This is a genomic window from Streptomyces radicis (assembly GCF_003626575.1).
Taxonomy (GTDB): Bacteria; Actinomycetota; Actinomycetes; order Streptomycetales; family Streptomycetaceae; genus Streptomyces; species Streptomyces radicis.
This window is the reverse complement of sequence record NZ_RBDY01000033.1, coordinates 47,498-70,574: the sequence shown is the minus strand read 5'-3', so window position 1 is coordinate 70,574 and position 23,077 is coordinate 47,498. Positions and strand designations below refer to the sequence as shown.

At 74.3% G+C, this 23,077-nt stretch carries 17 protein-coding genes; 3 read left to right on the top strand and 14 right to left on the bottom strand.

The window, feature by feature from the left end:
• The first annotated feature begins 68 nt into the window (after nt 1–68).
• Nucleotides 69–1,307 (top strand): MFS transporter, encoded by a 1,239-nt coding sequence (locus tag D7318_RS27700; RefSeq protein WP_120699968.1) that lies wholly within the window; start codon nt 69–71, stop codon nt 1,305–1,307.
• Here the strand turns inward: D7318_RS27700 and D7318_RS27695 are convergent.
• From D7318_RS27695 to D7318_RS27685, 3 genes are all read right to left on the bottom strand, one after another.
• On the bottom strand, nt 1,261–1,935 hold the full coding sequence (locus D7318_RS27695) for a hypothetical protein (RefSeq protein WP_147437842.1): 675 nt from the start codon (nt 1,933–1,935) through the stop codon (nt 1,261–1,263). The genes D7318_RS27700 and D7318_RS27695 overlap by 47 nt on opposite strands.
• A gap of 93 nt (nt 1,936–2,028) precedes the next feature.
• Nucleotides 2,029–2,787, bottom strand: coding sequence for a class I SAM-dependent DNA methyltransferase (locus D7318_RS27690; RefSeq protein WP_120699966.1), 759 nt, complete (start codon nt 2,785–2,787; stop codon nt 2,029–2,031).
• Between the two features lie 202 nt (nt 2,788–2,989).
• Nucleotides 2,990–4,102 carry a ferric reductase-like transmembrane domain-containing protein gene (locus D7318_RS27685; RefSeq protein ID WP_120699965.1) on the bottom strand — a complete coding sequence of 371 codons (1,113 nt, stop codon included), beginning with the start codon at nt 4,100–4,102 and terminating at the stop codon, nt 2,990–2,992.
• Nucleotides 4,103–4,487: 385 nt separating this feature from the next.
• Here D7318_RS27685 and D7318_RS33090 point away from each other — a divergent pair, with 385 nt between their 5' ends.
• Nucleotides 4,488–5,051, top strand: coding sequence for a hypothetical protein (locus D7318_RS33090; RefSeq protein ID WP_183091637.1), 564 nt, complete (start codon nt 4,488–4,490; stop codon nt 5,049–5,051).
• Between the two features lie 33 nt (nt 5,052–5,084).
• On the opposite strand, the gene D7318_RS27675 is transcribed toward D7318_RS33090, so the two are convergent.
• The 11 genes from D7318_RS27675 to D7318_RS27625 all read right to left on the bottom strand — a co-directional run bounded on the left by D7318_RS27675 (nt 5,085) and on the right by D7318_RS27625 (nt 21,874).
• Nucleotides 5,085–7,106 carry a hypothetical protein gene (locus tag D7318_RS27675; RefSeq protein WP_120699963.1) on the bottom strand — a complete coding sequence of 674 codons (2,022 nt, stop codon included), beginning with the start codon at nt 7,104–7,106 and terminating at the stop codon, nt 5,085–5,087.
• Entirely contained in the window at nt 7,103–9,613 is a 2,511-nt protein-coding gene (locus D7318_RS27670) for an alpha-mannosidase (RefSeq protein ID WP_120699962.1), read from the bottom strand. The genes D7318_RS27675 and D7318_RS27670 overlap by 4 nt, the downstream gene beginning before the upstream one ends.
• Nucleotides 9,610–10,230: a D-sedoheptulose-7-phosphate isomerase gene (locus D7318_RS27665; protein ID WP_120699961.1), complete on the bottom strand. Its 621-nt coding sequence runs from the start codon at nt 10,228–10,230 to the stop codon at nt 9,610–9,612. The genes D7318_RS27670 and D7318_RS27665 overlap by 4 nt, the downstream gene beginning before the upstream one ends.
• 50 nt (nt 10,231–10,280) lie before the next feature.
• Entirely contained in the window at nt 10,281–11,276 is a 996-nt protein-coding gene (locus tag D7318_RS27660) for an ROK family protein (RefSeq protein ID WP_120699960.1), read from the bottom strand.
• Nucleotides 11,277–12,221: a carbohydrate ABC transporter permease gene (locus D7318_RS27655; protein ID WP_120699959.1), complete on the bottom strand. Its 945-nt coding sequence runs from the start codon at nt 12,219–12,221 to the stop codon at nt 11,277–11,279.
• Nucleotides 12,218–13,192: a carbohydrate ABC transporter permease gene (locus D7318_RS27650; protein ID WP_220729845.1), complete on the bottom strand. Its 975-nt coding sequence runs from the start codon at nt 13,190–13,192 to the stop codon at nt 12,218–12,220. The genes D7318_RS27655 and D7318_RS27650 overlap by 4 nt, the downstream gene beginning before the upstream one ends.
• Before the next feature lie 7 nt (nt 13,193–13,199).
• On the bottom strand, nt 13,200–14,495 hold the full coding sequence (locus D7318_RS27645; protein WP_183091636.1) for an extracellular solute-binding protein: 1,296 nt from the start codon (nt 14,493–14,495) through the stop codon (nt 13,200–13,202).
• A gap of 236 nt (nt 14,496–14,731) precedes the next feature.
• Nucleotides 14,732–15,802 carry a LacI family DNA-binding transcriptional regulator gene (locus D7318_RS27640; protein WP_230424138.1) on the bottom strand — a complete coding sequence of 357 codons (1,071 nt, stop codon included), beginning with the start codon at nt 15,800–15,802 and terminating at the stop codon, nt 14,732–14,734.
• Nucleotides 15,799–17,592 (bottom strand): alpha-amylase family protein, encoded by a 1,794-nt coding sequence (locus D7318_RS27635; protein WP_120699956.1) that lies wholly within the window; start codon nt 17,590–17,592, stop codon nt 15,799–15,801. The genes D7318_RS27640 and D7318_RS27635 overlap by 4 nt, the downstream gene beginning before the upstream one ends.
• A gap of 131 nt (nt 17,593–17,723) precedes the next feature.
• Nucleotides 17,724–19,556, bottom strand: a complete 1,833-nt coding sequence (locus D7318_RS27630) for an MBL fold metallo-hydrolase (RefSeq protein WP_120699955.1) — start codon at nt 19,554–19,556, stop codon at nt 17,724–17,726.
• A 149-nt stretch (nt 19,557–19,705) separates the two neighbouring features.
• Nucleotides 19,706–21,874 (bottom strand): AfsR/SARP family transcriptional regulator, encoded by a 2,169-nt coding sequence (locus D7318_RS27625; RefSeq protein WP_183091635.1) that lies wholly within the window; start codon nt 21,872–21,874, stop codon nt 19,706–19,708.
• Between the two features lie 346 nt (nt 21,875–22,220).
• On the opposite strand from D7318_RS27625, the gene D7318_RS27620 reads away from it, so the two are divergent.
• On the top strand, nt 22,221–22,949 hold the full coding sequence (locus tag D7318_RS27620; protein ID WP_220729841.1) for an SDR family NAD(P)-dependent oxidoreductase: 729 nt from the start codon (nt 22,221–22,223) through the stop codon (nt 22,947–22,949).
• Nucleotides 22,950–23,077 lie beyond the last annotated feature (128 nt).

Here is a 23,077-nt window from a genome sequence, read left to right as displayed (position 1 = left end):
GGGCGGCGCGATCGAGGGGCCGACGGCCGGGCGGGAACCTCGCCCGCCCGTCGGCCGACTACCTCTCCATGGGCGGTGGACTCCATGGGCGGTGGACGGCGGTGACACGGGCCTGGCGTGGCCTCGGCCGCGCCCAACTCGCGCTGCTCATGGGCGGGTTCCTTGTCAACGTCGGCACCTTCGCCGTCTACCCGTATCTGGCCGTCCTGCTGCGCGAGCGGCTCGACGCCGGGATGGCCCAGGTCGGCGTCGTCCTCGGCGCGGCCACGCTTCTCCAGTTCGCCAGCGCCCCCTTCACCGCCGCGTTCGCCGAACGCGTCGGCCTGAAGCGGGCGTTGTCGCTCGCCACGTGCCTCTACTGCCTGGGCGCGCTGACCTACCTCGGCGGCGCGGACCGCCCCGCGCTCATGGTGCTCGGCCTCTTCCTCAGCTGCGGCGCGGGCGCGCTCTACTCGCCCGCCTACCGCGGCTACCTGGTGCACGCGGCCACGGACGAGCAGCGCCCCCGGCTGGTGTCGGCGGGCAGCGCCGCGGGCCAGCTCGGCATCGCCTGCGGCCCCGTGGTGGGCGCGCTGTTCCTGCACGAGCCGGGGCGGCTGTTCGCCGTCACCACCGCGCTCTACGCCCTGCTCGCTCTCGGCCACGCCGCCCTGCGGCCCGAGGAGCCCGTGCGACCCGCCCTGAGCGGGCCCGCGGTCGAGCCGTTCTCGCGGGTGCTCCACGGCCTGGCGCGGGTGCCGTTCGCGGCGACGGTCCTCACCCACTACCTCTTCATGCAGTTCTACCAATACCTGTCGGTCTACGCGGAGGGTCGCCTGTCAACGGCCGTCTACGGCCTGGCCATGACGGGGTACTCGCTCGGCCTCGCGGTGCTCCAGCCGCTGGTGGCCCGCCGCGTCGGGCGGGCGGGCCACCCGGCGGCGATGGCGATCGGCTTCCCGGCCATGGCCGTCGGCATGGCGGCGTTCGCCACCGGCCACGCGGCCGGAGTGGCGTGCGGCGCGGCGGCGATGAGCGTCGGCACCGCGGTGCTTTTCCTCAAGAACGACCTGGAGGCGCTTGCGCTCTCGGAGCGGTCGGCCACCGTGACCTTCGGCCAGCAGCGCCTCGCCGTCGGCGTGGGCGCGCTGCTCAGCGGGGTGATCGGCGGCGCCGTGTACGGGATGTTCGAACGCGCCGACGCGCTCGGGGCGTTCTGGCTCACCGTCGCCGCGCAGTGCGTCCTGCTGCCGCCCCTCGCGCTCGTGGCGGGACGCCTCGTCAGAGGAAGGAGGACAGCGCCGCGATCAGCGCCACGACCAGGATGACCGGCACGACCACCGCCGCCGCCACAAAGCCCGTCAGCAGCGGGCGCGCCTCGAAGAACGGCACGATCCCCGGGTGGGTCACGGCGAGTTGACGGGCGGTGACGGGCGCGGCGGGCCCGCTCACCGGGAGCCCCAGGTGGTCGGCCAGCCGGTCCAGGTCCTCCCTGGCGTAGGTGCCGCCGTTGAGCCTGACGACGACCCCGCCCCCGGCGTTCAGCACGAACACCGCGGGAAACGGCAGCCCCCGGGCCGGGACGAGCCTCGCCCGCACCACGCGCGCCGCCTCCGCCCGCGCGTGGACGCGGCTCCGGAACACGCCGAAGGACTCGACGCACCGCTCGGACACGACGACGCGGACCCGGGACACGCGCACCCACAGCAGCGCGCACACCGCCGCCGCGACCACGGCGGTCACCAGCAGCGCGGGCGCCCCGCCCAGGGCGCCCGCGGGAGACAGGGACACGAGGCCGAACACGGCCGCCACGGCCACGGTCCCCCGGCGCAGCCGAGCGGCGGGGCGGAGCACCAGGGGCGGCGCTCCCGCGGGCGGCGGCACGGGCCATGGCCCGCCAGGGGACGGGGGCGCGCCCCGCCTGTGGTGGCCTTCGCCGGTCGGCTCTTCGAGCATGCCCCCAGGGTGGCACAGGCGCCCATGGCGCGGGACCGCGCGCGGGCCACCCGCGGCACCTGCGGCACCCGCGGCACCCGCGGCCCCCGCGGCTCAGGACGGCGGGTCCTTCGGCTTCTCGTAGACGGTGACATGGGTGCCATCGGCGCGGAACGGCTCACGGTGCCAGCCGCCCCACCGCTCGCGCCGTTCGAGACCGGCGAGACGGGCCATCAGGTCGAGCTCGCTCGGCCACGCGTAGCGCATGAACGCCGGGGCCAGGCGGATCCCCTTCTCGGTGATCAGCACATGCTGGCCCTCGAAGCGCTGCTCGACGGGGTCGTGGCGCACGGCGGTGAGCCTGACGTGGCCCAGGCCCACCTGGTGCGCCGCCACGCGCTGGTTCCGCTCGTAGCGCCCCACGTCGGGCATCGGGCACTCCAGCACGAAACGGCCGCCCGGCAGCAGCCGCTCGGCGACGCGCGCGAAGCAGCGGACCTGGTCCTCCTGCGTCATCAGGAAGAAGAACGTGGAGAACACGACGAAGACCATGGCGAAGAGCTCGTCGGTGCCGGGGTCCACGTCCGCCATGTCGCCGATGGCCACCGGGATCCGGTCGCCGCCCGGCTTGGCCCGCAGGCGGGCCACCATCGCCTCCGACGCGTCGATGCCCCGCACGTCCACGCCGAGCGCGGCCAGCGGGAGCGTCACCCGCCCCGTGCCCACGGCCAGCTCGAGCACCGGGCCCTTCGGGCCCTCGTCGCTCAGCTCCGCCAGGCACCGCACCGCGTCGGTGGGGTCGAGATCGGCGTGCCACTCGTCGTAGACGTCGGCGTTCAGCTCGCCATAGGTGTGGGGACCGTAGTTCTCCATGCGGCGTCCTCCCCGAAGGTGAGTTCAGCGGTAGACGTGCGGTACACGGCGGAACAATGAAAGGGTCGGCCGCGAGCGTCGTGGAGTTCCGCGGAAGCCGGGCGCGTTTCGGATTTCCGTCGGCTTGAAAAGACGGACACATCGGCGGGAACTTTTCCGCACGTCCCCGCGACGGCGGGGAAGCGCGGAATTCCCCGCCGCGTCAGGCCAGGTCGGCCGACTCCTCCGCGCGGCCCTCGGCCGGGGTCGCGGGCCGCGACGCGGCCGTGGCCCGTGGCCGCAGGCGCAGGACGACCGCGACGACGGCGAGCGTGAACAGCAGCAGGCCGACCCAGATCACCCACTTCTCCGGCCAGGGCGCGAGCGAGCCCGCGTCGGGGGAGCGCCCGCCGTCCACGCCGGTGACGACGACGGTCACGAGGCCGACGACCGTGGCCGCCGCGGCCAGCCTCCCGGCCACGCGCGCGCCGACCGGCAGCGCGTGCTCGCGACGCCCGGGCCCGCGCGCCCTGAGCCGCTCGCCCGGGCGGGCCGGGGCCATCAGCCGGATCAGCAGCAGGGCGGCGAGCGGGATCTGGAGCACCCACAGCAGCGTGCGGAAGCTGCCGTCGTACCACGCCTGGCTGCTGAACAGCAGCGTGTGCCAGATGCTCAGCACATAGACCACGATCACGAAGCGGTGCAGCGCGAGCCACAGCCTCGACCCGGTCCTGTGCCGCAGATAGAACGCCAGGCCCAGCGGGATGGCCAGGTAGAACGCCAGCAGCCCGATCAGGATCGCGACGCGGCCCGTGCCGGTGGCGTAGCCGCCCGGCACCCAGACGTCGACGAACGCGGTCCACACGCTGCGCCCGAACGACCACCTGGTCTGGTTGTCCCTGATCTGGTCGGTGAAGAAGAAGAACGCGTGCATGAACGTCAGCCCGATGGTGGTCAGGCTCGTGGTGCGGTGCCACTTCTCCAGGCGCGCCGCGGGCAGCCAGCCCCAGCGGGGCCGAGGACCCGAGCGCAACAGGCCGAATATCACCGTGATGTAGGCCCACAGCATCGCCGACCAGCCGAACGCCTGGCACATCCAGTACATCCAGAACTCGTCGGCGTCCGCGAGCATCGGCATGATCTTGACGGTCGCCGACGAGCCGTTCTCCACCCGCACATAGAGCAGCCAGTAGAGCAGCCCGGTGACCACGAGGGCCAGCGAGGCGTCGGGCACCGCGCCGCGCAGATCGGCGCGCAGCCCGGCCCAGTCGAAACGAGCGCGGCGTTGATCGCCCTGCCGGGAGGAGGGCGTCGTGGACCCGGAGACCTCTGCCATCACTCAACTCCACTTTCCGTATGGCGCGCCGACGGGTCATTCGAAGGGGAACGGCCCGCGGCGACGTTGTCGGTCCCGCGCTCCCGGACAAGAAGCGTAACGGCGATTTACCCGGGGCGGAAGATGTTGATCCGGTTCCGGAATCCACGGTAATCCCGAGAAAACCATGCCTGACTTGTCGGCATGGGCGGCCGCGAAGAAAATGGCTCCGAAAGGGAACTGATCGGCCGTTCTCGACGACGCGCGGGACGGGCCACCCTCCGCCCCGCGCCGAACCCGTGGTCGACGGGTGGTTGACAGACGGCGGGTCCTTGCCCGAAATCTACTGCTGTCCCCCCACAACCGTCCGACAGCGGCAGAACGAGCGAAACGCGAGGTGAGGGCATTGGCCTCCGCTACCGAGAGGGCACTGGGCAGGCTGCTGAGCAAGCATCGGACCGACAACAGGCGCAGAGGCAGGGCGGCGCTGCGCGCGCTCGTCCCCGGCGCGCTCGCCGTGGGCGCGTCCGCCGTGGCACTCGTCGCGGGGCTCCCCGGCTATGCCACCGGGCTCCTGCTCGCGGCTGGCCTGGTGGGAGCGGTCCGCGGCACCCTTCTGGCCGTGGACCACCGGCGCCTTGGCGGCGAGGTGTTCGCGGTCCGCGAGCGCGGCGCGGTCCACCGCCGCGGGGGCAGGGTCGCGGCCATCCCCTGGCGGGACATCGCGGCCGTCCGCGTCAACGACCGGGCCCGCGCGCTGCGTTGGCTCTCAGGCCGCGACGTGGTCGCCCGCGTGGTGCTGGGCGGCGGCCGCTCGCTCGCCATCACCGGCTTCACGCACGACGCGCGGACCCTGGCCCATGAGCTGGCCACCCGCGCGAACGCGAGCGCCGACACCGGCGCCCACACCAGCGCGAACGCGAGCGCCGACGCCGGAGCCGACGCCGACACCGTCCCGCGGTGGTCGTGATCGACACGGATGGCCGCACCGCGTGCCGCGGGGTCAGCGTGCGCTCCCCCGCGAGGTCGCCAACTCCGGGATGCCCAGGGCCGTTTCGCAGCCGTAGAGCAGAACGCCCGCCGACCAGGCGTGCGAGAGGGTCAGCAGCATGCCCTTCGCCTGGAAGCAGTCGGTCTGGTAGAAGCGCTCGCTGACCATCCCCCGGTAGGCGTTGAAGTCCCCGTCGGCGCGGGCGACGAACTGCCGGAAGCAGTCCAGGTTCTCCCGCGCCGAGCGCAGCAGATACGGGTCGCCGAGGTGGCGGGCCAGCCGGACGGTCTCGGGCAGGCACACGAGGCCGAACGCGTGCAGGTGCTGGTTGGACGGCGACGCGGTGTCGGCGCCCCTGGTGCGGAACCCGTAGTGGCCCAGCAGGGTGTGCGGGCCGAAGTGCACGTCGTAGGTGTAGCGGAAGGTGAGCGTCCAGTCGGCCGCGCGGCGGGCGAGGTCGAGCCAGCGCGGGTCGCCGGGGTCGGCCTCGTGGAGCAGCGTGTAGGCGATGATCGCGTTGTAGCCATCCTCCGACGTGGGCGCCAGGGAGACGTCCTCGGGCGCCCCGCACAGGAACTCCGCGCGCACGTCCGCCGCGTGGGCCGCCCCGGCGCGCCGCGCCGCGGCCAGCGCCCCCGGGTCGCCGAACGCCTCGGCCGCCTCGACCATCGCGGCGATCCAGGCCAGGCCCGCGCTGCCCTCGTACGAGAGCGGCGCGCCCGTCCGCGTGTGGTGCGCCGCCGCCATGCGGCCCGTGGCGGCGTCCTGCCCGCGCACGGCCACGGCCAGGTTGGAGCGGATGGCGCGCTCCCACACCGGGTGGTCATGGCCCCGGGCGCGCTCGGCGCGCAGGGCCCGCAGCAGGAACAGCGTGGCGTCGCCGAGGGTGCGGGCGTGCAGCCGGGCCGGGTCGCCGGTCCAGCCCGCGTCCCAGCCGCGGTCCTCGGTCCACTGGCCCCAGAACGTGCCGCCCGGGGTGAGCCGCCCCGCGATGTGGTCGAGCACGGCCGTCGCCGCCCGCGCCTTCGGCCCGTCGCCCGTGCGGCGGGCGTGCAGGAGCAGCGCGTGCGCGTACGGGGTGCCGCTGACCCACGAGACGTGCATGGCCCGCCGGTCACCCGCCGCGCCCAGCGCCTCGCGGTCGAACGCCGCCGTCTCGAGCAGCACCGGCGGGTCCGCCCTGTAGTGCCAGCGGTGCAGGCCGTGCGCCGCGAGCTCCGCGGCCTGCGCCACGCCGACCCATGCGGCGGGCCCGGCGGAACGGCCGTCCCCGGCGCGTTCGGCCAGCTCCCGCAGGACCGCCGCGTAGGCGTGCGGGTCGGCGTCGAGCAGGTGGACGGTGAAGCGCAGCGTGTGCGCGGCGCCCGGCTCCCAGCGGTGGAGCGGGGTGTCGGGCGGCAGCGGCGTCGCGGAGCCGTAGTAGGTGATGGGCTCCTCGCGGTAGGGCGCGTGCAGGCGCAGCGCGGGGCGGTCGCCGTCGAGCAGGGCGAACCCCACCCCCTGCGCGCCGAGTTCGCCCCGCTCGGCCAGCGCGAGCGCCGCGCCGCCCGCGCGGTCGCGGGCGAAGACCGCGGGTGTGGCGCAGCGGTCGGCGCGCAGCGACCAGGCGTCGGCGGTCATCGCGTCGGGGTCGTGGACGCCCCGCTCGTACCTGGGGTAGCGGCGGGTGCAGTGCGGGAGCCGGTTCTGCCCGTAGAACGCCCCCGGTATCAGCCAGCCGGGGTCGTCGGCGGGGCCGAGCCGCAGCTCGACGCGCAGCCCCGCGTCCACCGCGCCGCGCCCGGTCCGGCGCACCACGAGCTCGGCGTCGCGGGCCGACGCGCCCTCGGCGGGCGGCGGCCCGAGCACCAGCCGGGCGGCGAACCCGTGGGCGGCGCCGGTGAGTTCGGCCGAGCCGTCGGCGCGGGTCGCCGCGCGCCCCACCGGGATCGGCAGGCACTCGCCCTCGCCGGTCAGCAGCGCGGCCACATAGGGCAACACCGCCTCGCCGCCGCCCCGTTCGCGCAGCGTCACCGCGCCCGGCGCCCCGCTCACACCTGGCCCGGCCTCTCCAGCAGGTCGGTCTCGACGACCGCGCCCTGTGGGTCGCGCGGGACGCGGAACGTCTTGATCTCGCACGGCCCGAACGCCGCCTCGATCACCCGCCCGCCGAGCATCGGCAGCGCGATGCGCGCCGTGGTCGCCCGCCCCGCCGACTCGTGGGCGCGCACCACGACGTCGCCCGCCCGGTCCTCGTCCTCCTTGACCACCGTGACGACCACGCTCCCCGCGCCGTCGTCGGCGTGCGCGGCGCGCTGCGGCAGCGGGCCCTCGTGGAACGACTCGAGCAGCGCGAACGCCGGCTGGTTCAGCTCGGCGGCGCGGCGCACCGGGTCGGCCGCCCGCCAGTCGCCGCCGTGCGGGATCAGCAGCAGCCTGAACTCCTGCCGCCCCTGGTCGAGATACTCGTGGACGCCGTCGGGGTCGAGCTCCTTCGGCTCGTGCCAGGCGTAGGCGGGGCTGCGCAGCGCCGTCACCCCGATCTCGCCGCCGCGCACGTCGTGCCCGTGCTTGCCGTCGTTGGCCACGGTCAGCCCGGCCCGCCCGCCACTGGGCAGGGTGCCGCTGACGTCCACCCACGCCTGCGTGGGCTCCTCCGTGCCGTCGGGCACGCGCTCCAGGTGGCCATAGGGGATCTCATGGGTGGCGGTGACCTCCGCCAGCGCGGTCGGGAAGCGCAGCTTGAGCATCCTCAGCCGCTCGTGCCAGTCCACGGCGACGCGCACCTCGACCTGCCGCGACCCGGCCGAGAGCACCAGCTCCTCGGCGAGCGTGGAGCGTTCGAAGCGGCTCTCGACGCGCAGCACCGCCCGCACCGGGCCCGTCTCGACCAGGCGCACGCGCGTGCAGCGGAACGAGCCCGCGACCCGGTCGTACGCCCGCACCCGGTGGCCCCAGGTGTCGGACGGGTCGTCGATGACGACGGCGTGCGGCCCGGGGCGCGGGGGCAGCAGCTCGGTGCCGCTCGCCTTGTCGTACAGCGAGGACAGCCAGCCGGTCGCGGGGTCGACCTCAAGGCGCACATGCTCGTTCTCCAGCGTGGTCGCCGTCGCCGACACCGGGCCCCGCGGTTCGGGGACGGCGTCGGCGCCGCCCGGCAGCAGGTGGTAGACGCGGTGGCCAAGCGGCGGAACGGTGGCGCGGAAGGCCACGCGGCCCCGCGCGCCCGCCATGGTCGCCTCGGAGCGGGTGAGCTGCACGGGAACGGGCGCCCCCGCCTCGTCGGCGAGCCTGGCCCCCACGGCGCGGCCGTACTCCACCTCCACATCGGCGTTCAGCTCCCACGGATGCGGGTTGAACACCACCAGCGGCTCGGTCGCCTCGCGCGGCGGGATGTCGATGCGGCGGGCCACGGCCTGCGCCGAGCGGTTGAACATCTCGGCCGCGAGCGACCTGGCGCGGCCGTAGTCGTCGCGGGCGTCGTCGTAGGCGGAGCGGATGGCGGTGCCCGCGAGGATGTCGTGGAACTGGTTGAACAGGACCAGCTTCCACGCCTCGGCGAACTGCCCGTGCGGATACGGCTCCCCGGCCACGGCGGCGGCGACCGCGGCCCACTTCTCGGCGCGTTGCAGCTCGTTCTCGGCGCGGCGGTTCCACGCCTTGACCCCGGAGTGCGAGGAGTAGCAGCCAGGCCCGTGGTGCTGGAGCTCCCCGGCGTGCACGGGTATGCCGTCGCGCCCGCGCAGGCGCGCGAAGTACGCCTCGGGGTGGCTCAGGGTCAGCCGCGGGAGCCCCCCGAGGCCGTCGAGGCGGCGAATGGAGTCCAGGTTGGCCCTGGTCGGGCCGCCGCCGTGGTTGCCGACGCCGTAGAAGACCATCAGCTCGGGCTCGTCGGACGGCATCAGGGCCAGCGCCTTGTCCAGGTGGTGGCCGATGTCCTCGCCCGGGGCGCAGTACTCGTTGGGCAGCCGGTAGGCCAGGACGCGGGAGCCGTCGGGCGACTCCCAGTGGAAGAACTGCCCGGGCAACGCCATCTCATGGGGCCCGGGGCGCAGGAACAGATAGCCCTCGAGCCCCGACTTGCGCAGCAGCTGCGGCAGCATCGCGTGGTGCCCGAACGGGTCGACGTTGCAGCCGATCGTGGCGATCGCGCCGAACTTCTCCAGCAGGTAGCGCTGCCCGTACAGGGCCTGGCGGACGAACGACTCGCCCGACGGCACGTTGCAGTCGGGCTCGACCCACCAGCCGCCGACCATCCGCCAGCGGCCCTCGGCGACGCGCGCGCGGATGGCGGCGAACAGCTCGGGGTCGTGCCGCTCGATCCACTCCAGGTACATCACGGAGTCGCATGTGAAGACGAAGTCGGGGTACTCGTCCATGCGGTCGATCGCGGAGCGGAACGTGGCGCGGATCTCCTGAAGGCCCTCGGGCCAGCGCCACAGCCACACCGGGTCGATGTGGGCGTTGCCCACCAGGTGCAGCGTGCGCCGCGTGGCGGCGGGGTCGGGCGCGGCGGGGTCGGGCGTGGCCGGGTCGAGGGCGGCGGGGTCGAGGGAGGTCATACGCGGCTCTCCAGCCGGTCGTGGTCGGTGGTGGCGGCCCACGCGTCCACCTGCTCGCTGAGCAGGTGCAGCAGCGTCAGGTGCATCTCCTGGACGCGGGCGGTGGCGGCCTCGGGAACGATCAGGGCGTGGTCGGCGTGCGCGGCGGCCGGGCCTCCGCCCTCGGTGCCGCCGCCGAACAGCACGGTGACGGCACCGGCGGCGCGCGCCGCGGCCAGGCCGCGGACGACATTGGGCGAACGGCCCGACGTGCTGAAGCCGATGACCATGTCGCCGGGCCGCGCCAGCGCCTCCACCTGCCGGGCGAAGACGTCGTCGAACGCGTGGTCGTTGCCGATGCAGCTCACCACGGACGGGTCCGTGGACAGCGAGACCGCGGGCAGCGGCCTGCGCTCGCGCAGATAGCGGCCGATCAGCTCGGCGGCGAGGTGCTGGGCGTCGGCGGCGCTGCCCCCGTTGCCGAACGTGTAGAGGCGCCCGTCGCCCTGGTAGACGGCGATCAGCCGGTGGGCCACCTCCTCGAGGGCGGGCAGCAGGGCGCGCGTGCGGTCGGCCGTCGCGAGGTGGTCGGCCAGCTGCCGGGACGGGGGAACGGGTGGGGTGGGCGGGACGGACATGGAACTCCAGGGTGGCGCGTGGCGGTTCGAGGGAGGCGGGGTCGGCGGGCTCATCGGGGCGGCAGGCGTTCGAAGGCGATGGCCGCGGCGCCCAGGACCCCGGCCTGGTCGCCCCCGGCCGCCGTGGTCAGGCGGACGGTGGCGGCGGCCGGGCCCATGGCCCGCTCGGCGACCCGGCGGCGCAGCGGCTCCATCAGCAGCTCACCGGCGCGGGTGACGCCCCCGCCGAGGACGACGAGCTCGGGCTCGAAGACGTTGACGAGGGAGACGAGCCCGGTGCCCAGGGCGTCCAGGGTCTCCTCCCACACCGCGGTGGCGACGCCGTCGCCCGCCCTGACCGCCGCCGTGACATCGGCGGCGGTCAGCGGGTCGCGGTCGGCGAGCGCCGTCGCCACGCCGTGCGCGCGGGCCTCGGCGACGGCGGCACGGGCGCGTTCGGCTATCGACGTGCCCGAGGCGTACGCCTCGAGGCAGCCGGTCCGCCCACAGCTGCGGCACGGGCGGTGGCCGTCGGAGCGCACGGTGAGGTGCCCGGGCTCGCCGCCGTTCCCCGCCGCGCCTCGGTAGGTGCGGCCGTCGAACACCATGCCGCCGCCGATGCCCGTGGAGACCGTCAGATACACCAGGTGGCGGGTGCCGCGCCCGGCGCCGAAGCGCCACTCGCCCGCGGCGCCCGCGGTGCCGTCGTTGTCCAGGACGGCGGGCAACCCGTGGGCGTCCTCGGCCAGTCGGACGATGGGCACATCCTTCCAGCCGGGCAGGTGGGGCGGGGCGAGCAGGACCCCGGCGGTGGAGTCGAGCGGCCCGCCGCAGCCGATGCCCGTGCCCCGCAGGTCGCCCGGCGCGGCGCCCGCCGTGCCGAGCACCGCGCGGCCGAGGTCGAAGAGCCGCTTGAGCACGGCCCGCGGGCCGTCCCGCACGGCGCTCGGGCACTGGGCGAACGCCAGCGTGGTGCCGTCCGCCGTGACGACCCCGGCCGCGAGCTTGGTGCCTCCGATGTCCAGGGCGAGGACCGCGTCGGCGGTGTGGGGGTGGTGGTGCGACATTCAGCCCTTCCGTCCTGTGGTGGCGATGCCCGAGGTGAACTGCCGCTGGCACACGAGGAAGACCACGATCATCGGCACGGTGACCACGACGCTGGCCGCGCACACGATCTCCCACCGCATCTCGCCGCCCTCGCCGAACTGGTCGAGCACGGTCTTCAGCCCGCGCGGCACGGTGAACAGGTCGGGGTCGCGCAGATAGATCAGCGGCCTGACGAGGTCGGTCCAGGCGGCCTGCACCTCGAAGACGAACGTCACGACCAGCGCGGGGCGGCACAGCGGCACGGCGATGCGGCGGAACATCAGCCACCAGCCCGCCCCGTCGATGCGGGCCGCGTCGAACAGCTCGCGCGGCAGGCCGAGGAAGAACTGCCGCAGCAGGAAGATGTAGAACGCGCTGCCGAAGAGGTTGGGCGCCCACAGCGGCACCTGGCTGCTGGCCAGGTGCAGCGAGTTCCACACGAGGTACTGCGGCACCATCAGCACGACGGCGGGCAGCATCATGGTGGCGATGACCAGGCCGAACAGCGCGTTCCTGCCGGGGAATCGGAAGTAGGCGAAGCCGAAGGCGACCAGCGCGCTGCTGATGGTCACGGCCACGGCGGCGGCCAGGGTGACGGTGACGCTGTTGACGATCCAGGTGGCCAGGGGAACGGCGTCCCAGATCTCGGCGTAGTTGTCGAAGCGCCAGTCCCCGGGGAGCAGGGAGTTGTCGAAGACGGACTCCGAGGGCTTGAGCGAGGCGCTCACCAGCCAGAAGAACGGATACAGGAAGATCGCCGAGGCGCCGACGAGGGCCAGCGCGCGCAGCGCCCTGCCGATCGGCCCCGCCTGGCGCCGCCCCGGCGCGTGGCCGCGACGCCCGGGGCCGCGCCCGCGCGGCGCGCGATGGTGGGCGGGCGGCGGCGGTGGCGGGGGAGTGGTGGGCACCGGGGTCGTCGTCGTCATCGTGGGTCGCCCTCGTACTCGTAGTGGACGAAGCGCTTGCTGAGCCGGGCCTGGAGGACGGTGATCACGAGGATGACCAGGAAGAGAAGCCAGGAGAGCGCGGACGCGTAGCCCATGTGCATGAACTGGAACGCCTGCTGGAAGAGGTAGACGACGTAGAAGAGCGCCGCGTCGCTGCTGTACGTCTGGGTGTTGCCGGTGCCGTAGAAGGCGGTGTACGCCTCGGTGAACGTCTGGAGCGAGGCGATCGTGTTGACGATCAGCGTGAAGAACAGCGCGCCCGATATCTGGGGCACCGTGACATGGACGAACGACGCCCAGCGGCCCGCGCCGTCGAGCTCGGACGCCTCGTACAGCTCCCTCGGCACGGTCTTGAGCGCGGCGAGATAGATGACGACGGTGGCGCCCACGGCCCACAGGGTGGTCAGGACGAGGCCGGGCTTGACCCACGAGCTGTCGGTCGTCCAGCTCGGGCCCGTGACGCCGATCAGTCCGAGGGCCTTGTTGACGACGCCCGCGTTGCCGTTGAACAGGAGCAGGAAGAGGATGCCGACGGCGACGGACGGGGTCATCACCGGCAGGTAGAAGACGGTGCGGAAGAAGCCGGAGGCGCGGCCGACGCGGAGCAGCAGCATCGCGAGGGCCAGCGCGAGCGCCATGGAGAGCGGCACGCGCAGGGCGGTGAAGACCAGGGTGTTGAGCAGCGAGGTGGCGACCGAGGGGTCGTCGAAGAGCTGCCGGTAGTTGTCGAGGCCGACGTTGTGGGTGGGGCCGATGCCGTCGTAGTCGGTGAACGACAGGACCAGGCTGGCGATCATCGGGCCCGCCGTGAGCAGGGCGAAGCCGACGAGCCAGGGCAGGATGAACAGGTAGGCGGCGCGCGTGTCGCGGTGGCGCCACGAGGCGAGCCAGCGGCGGGCGCGGGCGCGGCGGTCGGGCGGCGCGGCGGGGGCGATCGGGTGGGTGGTCACGGCCGGTTCACCTCTCTCCCTGGTAGGCGAGGTCAAGGGCGGTCTGGGCGCGGTCCTGGGCCTCTTCCAGGGCCTCGCGCGGCTCCTTGTCGCCGGAGAGGACCTGGTTGACCGCGCTCTGCCACGCCCTGCGGAACTCGGTGCCCGCGCCGTTGGCGGGGACGGAGAACGAGGCGTCCTGCACCGCGTCGATCAGGAGGCTGGCCTCGTCGAACGCCGCGCTGCCCGTGGGCTCCCAGATCTCCTCGCGGATGACGCGGTCGGCCTCGACGTTGCCCGTGAAGTCGCCGATGTAGGGCGACCCGGCGTCCCTGATCTCCCCCGCCTTGGCGGTCGCGGCCTCGATCCAGGACTCGGCGGCGGTCATCGTCGTGATGAACTCGCACGCCTCATCGGGGTGCGCGCTGCCCTTGGGGATGGCCCAGCTGGCGCCCGAGACGAAGTTGATCGGGCGCCCGTCGCGCCCCAGGAAGGGCTCGGTGCCCAGGGGCACGTCGGGGGACGCCCCGGCGAGGACATTGATGTACCAGTCCTCCATGGGGTAGGCGCCGATCTGGCCCTGGGCGATCTGGTTCTCCGCGCCGAACTGGTCGAACGAGTCCCGCAGCGACTTGAAGCGCCCCCAGCCGCCCTGGGCGTCGATCAGGCCCACGGTGTACTCGAGCGCCTCGACGACCTCGGGGCTGTCAAGGCGGGCGGTGCGGCCGTCGTCGCTGATGAGCGAGCCGCCGTTGGCCTCGACCCACAGCGGGAAGAACTCCGGGATCTTGGGGTCGAACCCGATGCGGGTGAGCAGCCCGCCGTCGCGGGTGTGCAGGTCGTCGGCGAGCCGGGCCAGGCCGTCCCAGTCGGAGGTGTCGACCTCCCGCCGCCCGTCGCCCGCCTCGGCGAGCACGTCCTGGTCGACCAGCAGCAGGCGGGTGTCGTAGGAGTCGGGCAGGCCGAAGACCGTGCCGTCGAGCGTGGCCTCGTCGATGGCGCCCGCGCGGTAGTCGGCGGGGTCGACGCCCTGGTCGTCGAGGCAGTCGGTGAGCGGCACGAGCGCGCCGCGGGCCGCGTAGCCGCCGATGAGGGCGCGGTCCATGCGGACGGCGTCGGGCGGGTCGTCGGCCGCGACGGACGAGAGGAACTGCTGCTCGTCGAAGGCGCCTTGGTTGACCTGGACGTCCAGGGGATCGAGGGCGGCGGTGGCCAGCTCCATGCGGACGGCCGAGAGCGCGTCCCCCGCGGTGAAGCCCATGGTGGTGAACGTGTCGGGCTCGTCGGCGAACGTCACCCCGCCGCAGGCCGCGAGCGTCAGCATCCCGGTGGCCGCGGCGGCCGCCGCGAGGCTCCGGCGTGAACGCGGGCGTGGGCGTGGGCGCGAACGTCGTCGAGCGCGCCCCGAAGTGCGCCGGTGTGGTGGTGCCGCCATGGTCACTCTCCCTTGAGCCGGGGTGACGGACGCCATATGGCATCGATCCCATGTGGGAACGTAGTCATATCGGGTCGCGGGCGTCAACAGTCGGGACATGGCGGATCGTCGGGGCGGAGGGCGCGTCAGCTGGCGCCGATGTCGGCCCCGGGCGCGGAAGCGGGTGCCGCGGTGGAGCCACGCAGCACCAACTCCGGGCGCAGCGTGCGGGTTTCGGCGCGGCCATGGCCGCCGTCGATGCGCTCGATGAGCAGCTGAGCGGCGCGGTTGCCCATCTCGTACACCGGCTGGCGCACGGCGGTCAGCCCGGGCTCGACCACCCGCATCCACGTCAGGTCGTCGAAGGACACCATGGAGCAGCGCCCCGGCACCGCGGCACCGCGGCGCTTGAGCTCCTGCCAGACCGCCTCGGCCATGACGTTGTTCGCGGCGAAGACGGCGGTGACATCGGGGTTGGCGTCGAGGAACGCCGCGACGTCGCGCCGCGGGTCGTCAGGGCGCAGGCCCAGGTCGAGCACCAGGCGGCGCGCCAGCGGGACCCCCGCGGCGCGGTGGGCCGCGCGATAGCCCTTGAGGCGGTTCCTGCCGGTGTCCCACACCGTCTCGTCCACCACGACGGCGATCCGCCGATGGCCCAGGGCGAGCAGGTGGCCCACGGCCTCGCGGGCGCCGCTCTCGCTGTCGATGATGACCGCGTCGCAGCCGCGCACGCCCGAGCGCCGGTCCACCTCGACCACGGGCGTGCCATGCCCGACCAGCAGCTCCGTGGCCTCGCGGCCGACCGGCGCGAGCAGCACGCCCGCGGCGCGCATCGCGACGAACGCCTTGGCCCCGCGCACCGCTTCGGCCTCGTCGCCGTGGTCGTCCACGAGCACCACCTGGTGCCCCGCCGCGGCCACGGTCTGCTCGACGCCCGCGGCGAGCTGGGCGTAGAACTGGTTGCGCAGGTCGGAGACCAGCAGGCCGATCAGCCCGCTCGAGTGGCCCTTGAGCGTGCGCGCCGAGATGTCGGGCACATAGCCGAGGCGGGCCGCGGCCTCCTCGATCCTGGCCTTCAACTCGGGCGCGACATAGCCGTGTCCGGCCAGCGCGCGGGACGCCGTGGACTGCGAGGTGCCGACCTCGTCGGCGATCTGGCGCAGGGTGACGCGCGCACGCCTGCCCCGCCCGCCGCCCGGCGCCTTCCCACCGCTCAACGCGGCTCCCCCCGCGCCTCGTCCCGCGCCTCTTCCCCGCCCGCCGCGCGCCCGGCCCGCCACCGCGCCCAACCGGCGCGCAGGGCCGCGTAGTCGCTCTCCTCCAACGGCTCGCCCGTCCTGTCCACATGGGTGGCGGCATAGAGCGCGGGCACGCCCAACTCGTGCTTGACGGCGGCGTAACGGCGCCACTGGTCGCGGTCGGGCGCGCACCAGTCGTCGGTGTCGACGGGCGTGCCGGGGCAGGAAGCGGCGGCCACGGCGGCCCGGTAGCGCATCTGGGGAACGACGGGCGCCCAGGGCTCGGGATCGTCGAGGCGCAGCATGTCGTTGAGCCGGATCATGTCGGTCACCGCGGCGAACGCCGGGTGCGGAGTGTGGGTCACCACCAGCGCATCCCGTTTCGCCTCCTTCGCCGCACCGTGGATCACGGCGAGTTGATCGTACAGCAGCGCCACACCCCACGCCGTTCCATGGCCGGTGAGGCAGGCCCCCGACGGGGTGTCAGCGGTGAAGTCGATCTTGAGCCCATCGGCGTCGAGGCCATCGGGGGAGAGCATGCGGGCGACGTTCTCCGCGAGCCTGGCCGCGGCCCCTGGATGGCCCGGGTCGAGGGCGACGGGCCGCCCGTCCGGCGTGCGCACGCAGTGGGCCGCGGGCGCGCCCTCGGTGGCCCAGGCGCGCCACCACAGCAGCACACGCTGGCCTGTGGCGTGCCGCTCGGCGATCCACCCACGAAGATCGGGCCACTTGGCGGGGTCGGGGTGCCAGGAGGCGTACACGCGCTGCCACTTGTCGTCGATGACGACCGTGCCGGGCACCAGGCCATGGGCGCCGAGGGCCGCGAGGTGGGCGTCGTACTCGGCCCGCGTGGACAGCTCGGGCGCGGGCAGTCCCGTCTCCGCCGCCCGGTGGCACTGCGCGCCCCAGCCGCAGAACATCGGCTCGAACCACCAGGCGGGGCGCTCGGCCCGGCCCCGTGCGCCGTCCGCCGCCTCGGGCGCCCACGCGTGGGCGGCGAGCCAGGCCCGGTGGGCGCGCAGCCCGGCGTAGGGGTCGCGGTGGCCGGGCGAGAGCAGCAGGGCCGGGGTGCGGAAGGAGCCGGAGACGCGCGTGTGGCCCTCGTAGGCGAGCCTCAGGTGCCAGCCCTGGTCGGAGGGCACATAGTCGCAGGTGGTGAAGGTGAGTTCGCGGACGGGGGCGCCGAGGCCCGCGGTCAGCCAGGGCCGCGCGCCCGCGGTCTCGGGCGGGGCGTCGTCCGGCAGCGGCGTCGCGGTGAACGCGAGGCAGAGCGGCGCCGGGGTGAAGAACCAGTGGCCGCGCCCGGGTCCCGCGTCCCCGCACACCCCCAGGGTGGCGCTCTCGCCCGCGCCGCGCAACAGGCGGCGCGGGGGCCCGGGATTGGGCGTGAACAGCGTCGACCAGGCGTGGCCGCTGGGCCGCAGGCCCCCGCCGCGCCCGCCGAACGCGGCGCGGGTGGCCAGCAGCGCGACCTCGTCGAGCAGCCCGTTCCCCCGTACCTCCCACGTGAGTTCGGGCCCCTCCGGCGTGCACACGACGCGGGTGGCGGCCGCCTCCCACGCGGTACCGCGGCGGGCGACGGTGACGACCGGGTGCGGGCCCGCGGTGTCCAGCTCCGGTGGGTCGACGGACAGCGTCTCGTCGCGGACGCCGACGCGGTCGAGTGCGCCGCACAGCTGGAGTTCGAGCCGATGCCCCTCGGCGTCGAGCACGGCGGTGCGGCCATGGGGCGCGACGGTGAGCCGATAGCCGGGCGCGACGATGCGCAACGACCCGTCGTCGGCCCGGCGGGCGTCGCACGCCGGTTGTTCTCTCGCTTCTCCGCCCGCCGGGCGAGGTGCGGCTTCCGCGCCCGGTTGCCGCCCGTCGGCCCGGCGCGCGTCGCTCGTCGGTCGTTCCCTCAACGGACGTTCACCAGCGCCTCGGCCTGCTGCCCGAACCGGGTCCGCCCCACGGTCAGGTCCGCCGCCACGCGCAGCCGCTCGGCGTGCGGCGTTCCTATGGGCACCCGCAGCGTGAACTCCACGACCGCCTCGCCGTGCGGGCCCAGGTCCACGCGGGCGAGCGGCGGATCGGCGTGCCAGCCGTCGGGCAGCGCGAGGCGCACCTCGGCGCGCTCCCCGCGGGGGAACGGATTGCGCACCTCGACCTCGAAGCGCGCCTTGCCACCGGGCGGAACGGTCGAACGGTACGGCGCGATCCTGGCGCCGAAGCCCTCGGCGTCGAAGTCGACATCGGCGGGCAGGATCTCGCGGTGCAGCCGGGCCAGCTGCTCGCCCTTGGCCAGCAGCATCTCGAGATAGGCGTCGGTGACCGCGCGCGGCGCCCAGTGGCCGCTGATCATCAGCTCGGGGCGCAGGCGCAGGTACAGCTCGGCGCTCCGGGTGAAGTCGTCGACGCGGAAACGGTTGCGGTACTGGTAGTTGAGCACCTCGGGCCGCAGGCCCGGCTCCCACTCGGTGGTCTGCTGGTCGCCCGTCGCGATGACGCGGCGGCCGTCCACCGTGAAGGAGTAGGCGGCGGCGTAGCGGGTGTGCCCCGGCAGGTCGTGCACGCCGATCTCGTACTCCCGCCAGCGCACGGACGCGTCGAGCCGCAGCCCGCGGTCGACCGGGATCGGGTCGTACCACAGGCACGGCAGGTCCCACTGCTCGGGCCGTGCCAGGACGGGCGCGATGTGGGCGGGCGCCCAGACCTCGGTGGAGTGGACCTCGCGCAGCAGGTTGAACCCGGCGACATGGTCGTCGTGGTAGTGCGTGGGCAGGGCCACCTCGACCCGGTCGACGCCGTGGTCGCGGCGCAGCGCCTCGATCGAGGCGAGCAACGGGCGGCGCGAGGCGCGGTCATGGCCGCCGGGCAGCCCCGTGGTGAGGTCGTAGCCGAAGTCGAGCAGCAGCGCCGTGCCCTGGTCGGAGAGCAGGGCGTAGGACGTGGCCACGCTGGTGGTGTTGCGCAGGAGGTGCGGCGTGACCTCGGCCCAGGGGTGGGCCAGGACGCGCTCGGGGTCCCATGGCGTGCGGCGGTTCATGTCGAGCAGCTCCGTCAGGCGCGAGCGGAGCCTGGCCACGGCCGCGGGCGGGTCGGTGACGGGCTCGCCATGGGAGGGGAGCAGCAGATCGGGCCCGTGGCCCAGGAGTTGGAGGCACGACAGAACGGTGGCGGCCACGCCCTCCTTGCCCTGGTTCTCGTGGAAGCCGGTGTACGCCCACTGCGTGGCGGCCAGCGACCACAGGCGCCCTTCGCCGTGGATCAGATCGCCGACGAACGCCACGCGGCGCCCCTCGACGTCCACCAGATAGCCGACGGAGCCCGGGGTGTGGCCGGGCAGCGGCAGCGTGTACACCTCGGCGTGCCCGTAGCGCGCGGTGCGGTACTCCGCGGCGGTGCCGGTGACCGGCACCTGGCGCAGCAGGGAGAAACGGTCCTGGCGGACGTCGTAGTCGTTGTCCAGCGGGCGGGTGCGCCAGTGCTCGTCCACGCCGGCGATCAGGTCACGCTCGACCGGCGGGACCCAGACGCGGATCCCCGCGGCGTGGGCGCGGGCGAGGCCCTGCACCTGGTCGCGGTGGTGGTGGGTGACGAGGACGTCGGTGACCTCGTCCACGCCGTAGTCGGCGAGCCGGTCGAGCACGGCGCCGTCGCCGAAGTCGATCAACACGGCCCGCCGTCCGCTCCGCAGCACATAGACGTTGCAGGTGTCGCGGAAGCGGAAGACATCGGTGGCGACGCGCACGGAAAGGCCCCTCCCTTGGCACTCCGGGGTCGGTCACCGTTATGGGATCGATCCCAGATGGGAACGATGTCATCTGCTTTCCACGCGCGTCAACAGGCCGGGAATTGCGGCGGCGGGGCGTTGCGCGCCAAGGCTCCCGCCCCGAAGGCTCAGACCCCGCGGTGTCCCTCGGCGTCGCGCAGGAGGTGGCACAGCGTCTCGTCGAACGCGCCCGACGGCGCGCCGACGGCCACCGGCACCGCCGCGGCTCCCTCGCCGAGGCGCGGCGGGCGCAGCAGGTCGCCGATGCTCGCCGCGAGGCTCATCGCCAGGCCCTCGTGCCCCTCGTCCCACGCGTGGTCGACGGCCGCGCTGAGCGCCGCCCGCTCCGTGTGGAACCACGCGAGCGGCGCGTCGATCAGCTCGTGCGGATCGGCGGCGAACCGCGTCCCGCGCGCGGCCCCGTGCAGCCGCGCCCCCGCCTCGGTGGCCAGCGCGAGCCACGCCTCCAACGCCCGCAGCACGGCCGAGCGGCGCTCCGCCGCGGGGAGCTCGGCCTCGGCCCGCTCCCTGGCGTACAGGCGCGCCAGCGGGTGGTGGCGGTAGCGGGGGTGTCCGGCGTGGTCCCAGCCCGCGATGGCGATGAGGTGGGCGTCGACCAGGCGCTCGACCCGTTCCTCCGCCTCGCCCGGATCGACGTCGAGCAGGGGCGCGGCGACCCAGGACGCGAAGTCGGGCGCGCGCACGAGCCCGAGGAGGGCGAACGTCCGCCGCTCGCGCGGCGCCAGGTCGCGGTAGCCGGTGGCGAGGGTGGCGCGGACCCCGAGGTCCCCGGCCTGGAGGACGTCAAGGCGCCGCCGCTCCTCCGCGAGCCGCCGGGTGAACCGCATCAGGTCACCGCTGGTCTGCTGGGCGAAGCGGGCCGCGGCGATCCGCAGGGCCAGGGGCAGCCGCCCGCACAGGGCGGTGATCTCGCGGATCGCGCCGTGCCGGTCGGCGCGCTGGCCCGCGGGCATGGCGCGTTCGAAGAAGACCACGGCGTCGTCGGCGTCGAACGCGTCGAGCGTGAGGTGGTGGGCGGCCTCGAGCCCGGCGAGGCGGCGCCTGCTGGTGACCAGCGTCGCGTTGCCGGAATGGCTCGGCAGCAGCGGGCGGACCTGGGCCTCGTCGACCGCGTCGTCGAGGACGATCAGCAGGCGTCGGCCCGCGCACCCGGCGCGGAAGAGGTCGCCGCACTCGACGGCGTCGTCGGGGACGGCGTCGTCGGGGACGTCGAGCGCGCGCAGGAAGCGGCGCAGGACGGCGAGCGGCGCAACGGGCCCGCCCTCGTCGTCGCGCAGCCGGGCGTAGAGGTGTCCGTCGGGGAACGCCTCGGCGACATGCCGCGCGGCGTGCACCGCGAGCGTGGACTTCCCCACCCCCGGCATGCCAGAGACGACCAGGAGCGGGGGCGCGTCGCCTTGCCCCGTGGTGAGCACGTCCCCGATCCGCGTGAGCTGGGCGGCCCGGCCCGTGAAGTCGGCGATGCCCGCGGGGAGTTGCGAGGTGGGCGGCGCGGCGCGGCGGGGCTCGGGCGCGCCGTCGTGGACGTCGAGCCAGGGCTCCCTCGTCAGGATCGCCTCGTGCAGCCGCCGCAGGTCGGGGCCCGGGTCGAGGCCCAGCTCGTCGGCCAGCAGCTCCCGCCCCTCGCGGTAGGTGCTCAGGGCCTCGGCGACGCGCCCCGACCGGTAGAGCGCCAGCATCAGCAGGGCGCGCAGCTGCTCGCTCAGGGGGTGCTCGGCGACGAACGTCCGCAGCTCGCCCACGAGCTCGGCGCACCGCCCGAGGGCGAGCTCGGCCTCGGCCTTCCTGAGGAACGCGTCGACCCTCCGCTCCTCAAGGGCCGGGGCCTCGCTCCTGACCAGCTCATCCGTGCCGTCCGCCAGCGGCCGCCCCCGCCACAGCGCCAGGGCGGTGCCCAGGATCCTGACGGCCTCGGCGCGCCGCCCGGCCGCGAGCGCCGACCTGGCCGCCGCGGTCAGCCGGTCGAACTCCGCGAGATCCGACTCGTGTTGGCGTAACGGCAGCAGATAGCCGCCGCCCCGCCGCGCGATGCGGTCGTGGCCGAGCCTGGCGCGCAACTGCGAGACGTACTTGTGCACCTGCGACATGGCCGTCGGCGGCGGGTCCTCGCCCCACAGCACGGCCACCAGGTGCTCGGCGGGGACGACGCGGTCGGCGCGGAGCAGGAGCGCCGCGAGGACGGACCTGACCTTCCTGCCGCTGAGCCTGACGACGGCGCCCCCTCGGCGCACCTCGATGGGGCCGAGGACCCGGAAGCTCAATCTGTCTCTGGTCATCTCGATTCCGGCCGGGGGCACGGGGACTTCCTGGGGACTTCCGGGAAATTCCGTGCCGACAATCTTCATGGATCCGCCGAGCCGCCACTTTATCCGCGCTCGGGGAACGCTACAAGTCCGCCGTGCGTCAGGGGCGTTGCCGGAGAGAGAGCCACGCGCCCACGGGCGGGCGCGACTTCGGCGAAGGCCGGGCCGACGAGAAGCCGATGGGAAGGATATGGGTAGCCGCCACGCCTAGGGTTGCCGTCGATCAATGGCGAACGCGCCCGTGCGTCGTCGTCCGCGCGGCTCCGCCGGTGCGGACGGGGAAACGCGCCGCGGGTGTGTGACGGCGAAGGGGGTTCCTGTGTCCAGGGTCGTGGTGGTCAGTGGAGGCGGAACGGGGATAGGCCGTTCCATCGCCGAGAGGTTCGCCGCGGGGGGCGACGAGGTCTTCGTCCTGGGGCGGCGCCCCGAGCCGCTCGACGCGGTCGCGGCGGCGCGCCCCGAGGCCGCGATCCACCCCGTTCCCGTCGACCTGACGGACACCGACCAGGTGATCGAGGTCGGCAAGCGGCTGGGCGAGCGCACGGTCGACGTCCTGGTCAACAACGCGGGCGGCATCGTGCGCGACGAGGAGCCGGGCCTGGCCGGGGCGTTCGACGGCTTCCGGCGGACGGTGGAGCGCAACCTCCTGTCCGCCATGATGCTCACCGAGGCCGTGTGGCCCGCGGTGCGCCGCCCCGGCGGGCGCGTGGTCAACATCAGCTCGATCGCCGGTCAGCGGGGCGGCGGCGACGCCTACGCCGCGGCCAAGGCCGGGATGATCGCCTGGGGTTACGACCTCGCCGCCAGGGGCGGCGGTGAGGGAATCACCGTCAACACCGTGTCGCCCGGATATGTGCAGGACACCGAGTTCTTCAACGCGCGGGGCCGCTCCGCGCGCCACGACGCGCTCGTCGGCCAGACCCTGCTCGGCCGGGCCGGGACGCCCGATGACATCGCGGGGGCCGTCCACTTCCTCGCCTCACCGGACGCCTCCTGGATCACCGGGCAGGTGCTCGGCGTGAACGGCGGGGCCCTGCTGGGCCGTTGAGATGACACCTTCGGCGGCAACACGCGGCAATCCCGCGCAACGTATTCTCTACATTTTCCCCGACCGCGGTTCACGGGCCGCGGGCGAATGGGAGCGCGACGAGTTCTGGCCCGTTTACCTGAGGGCCG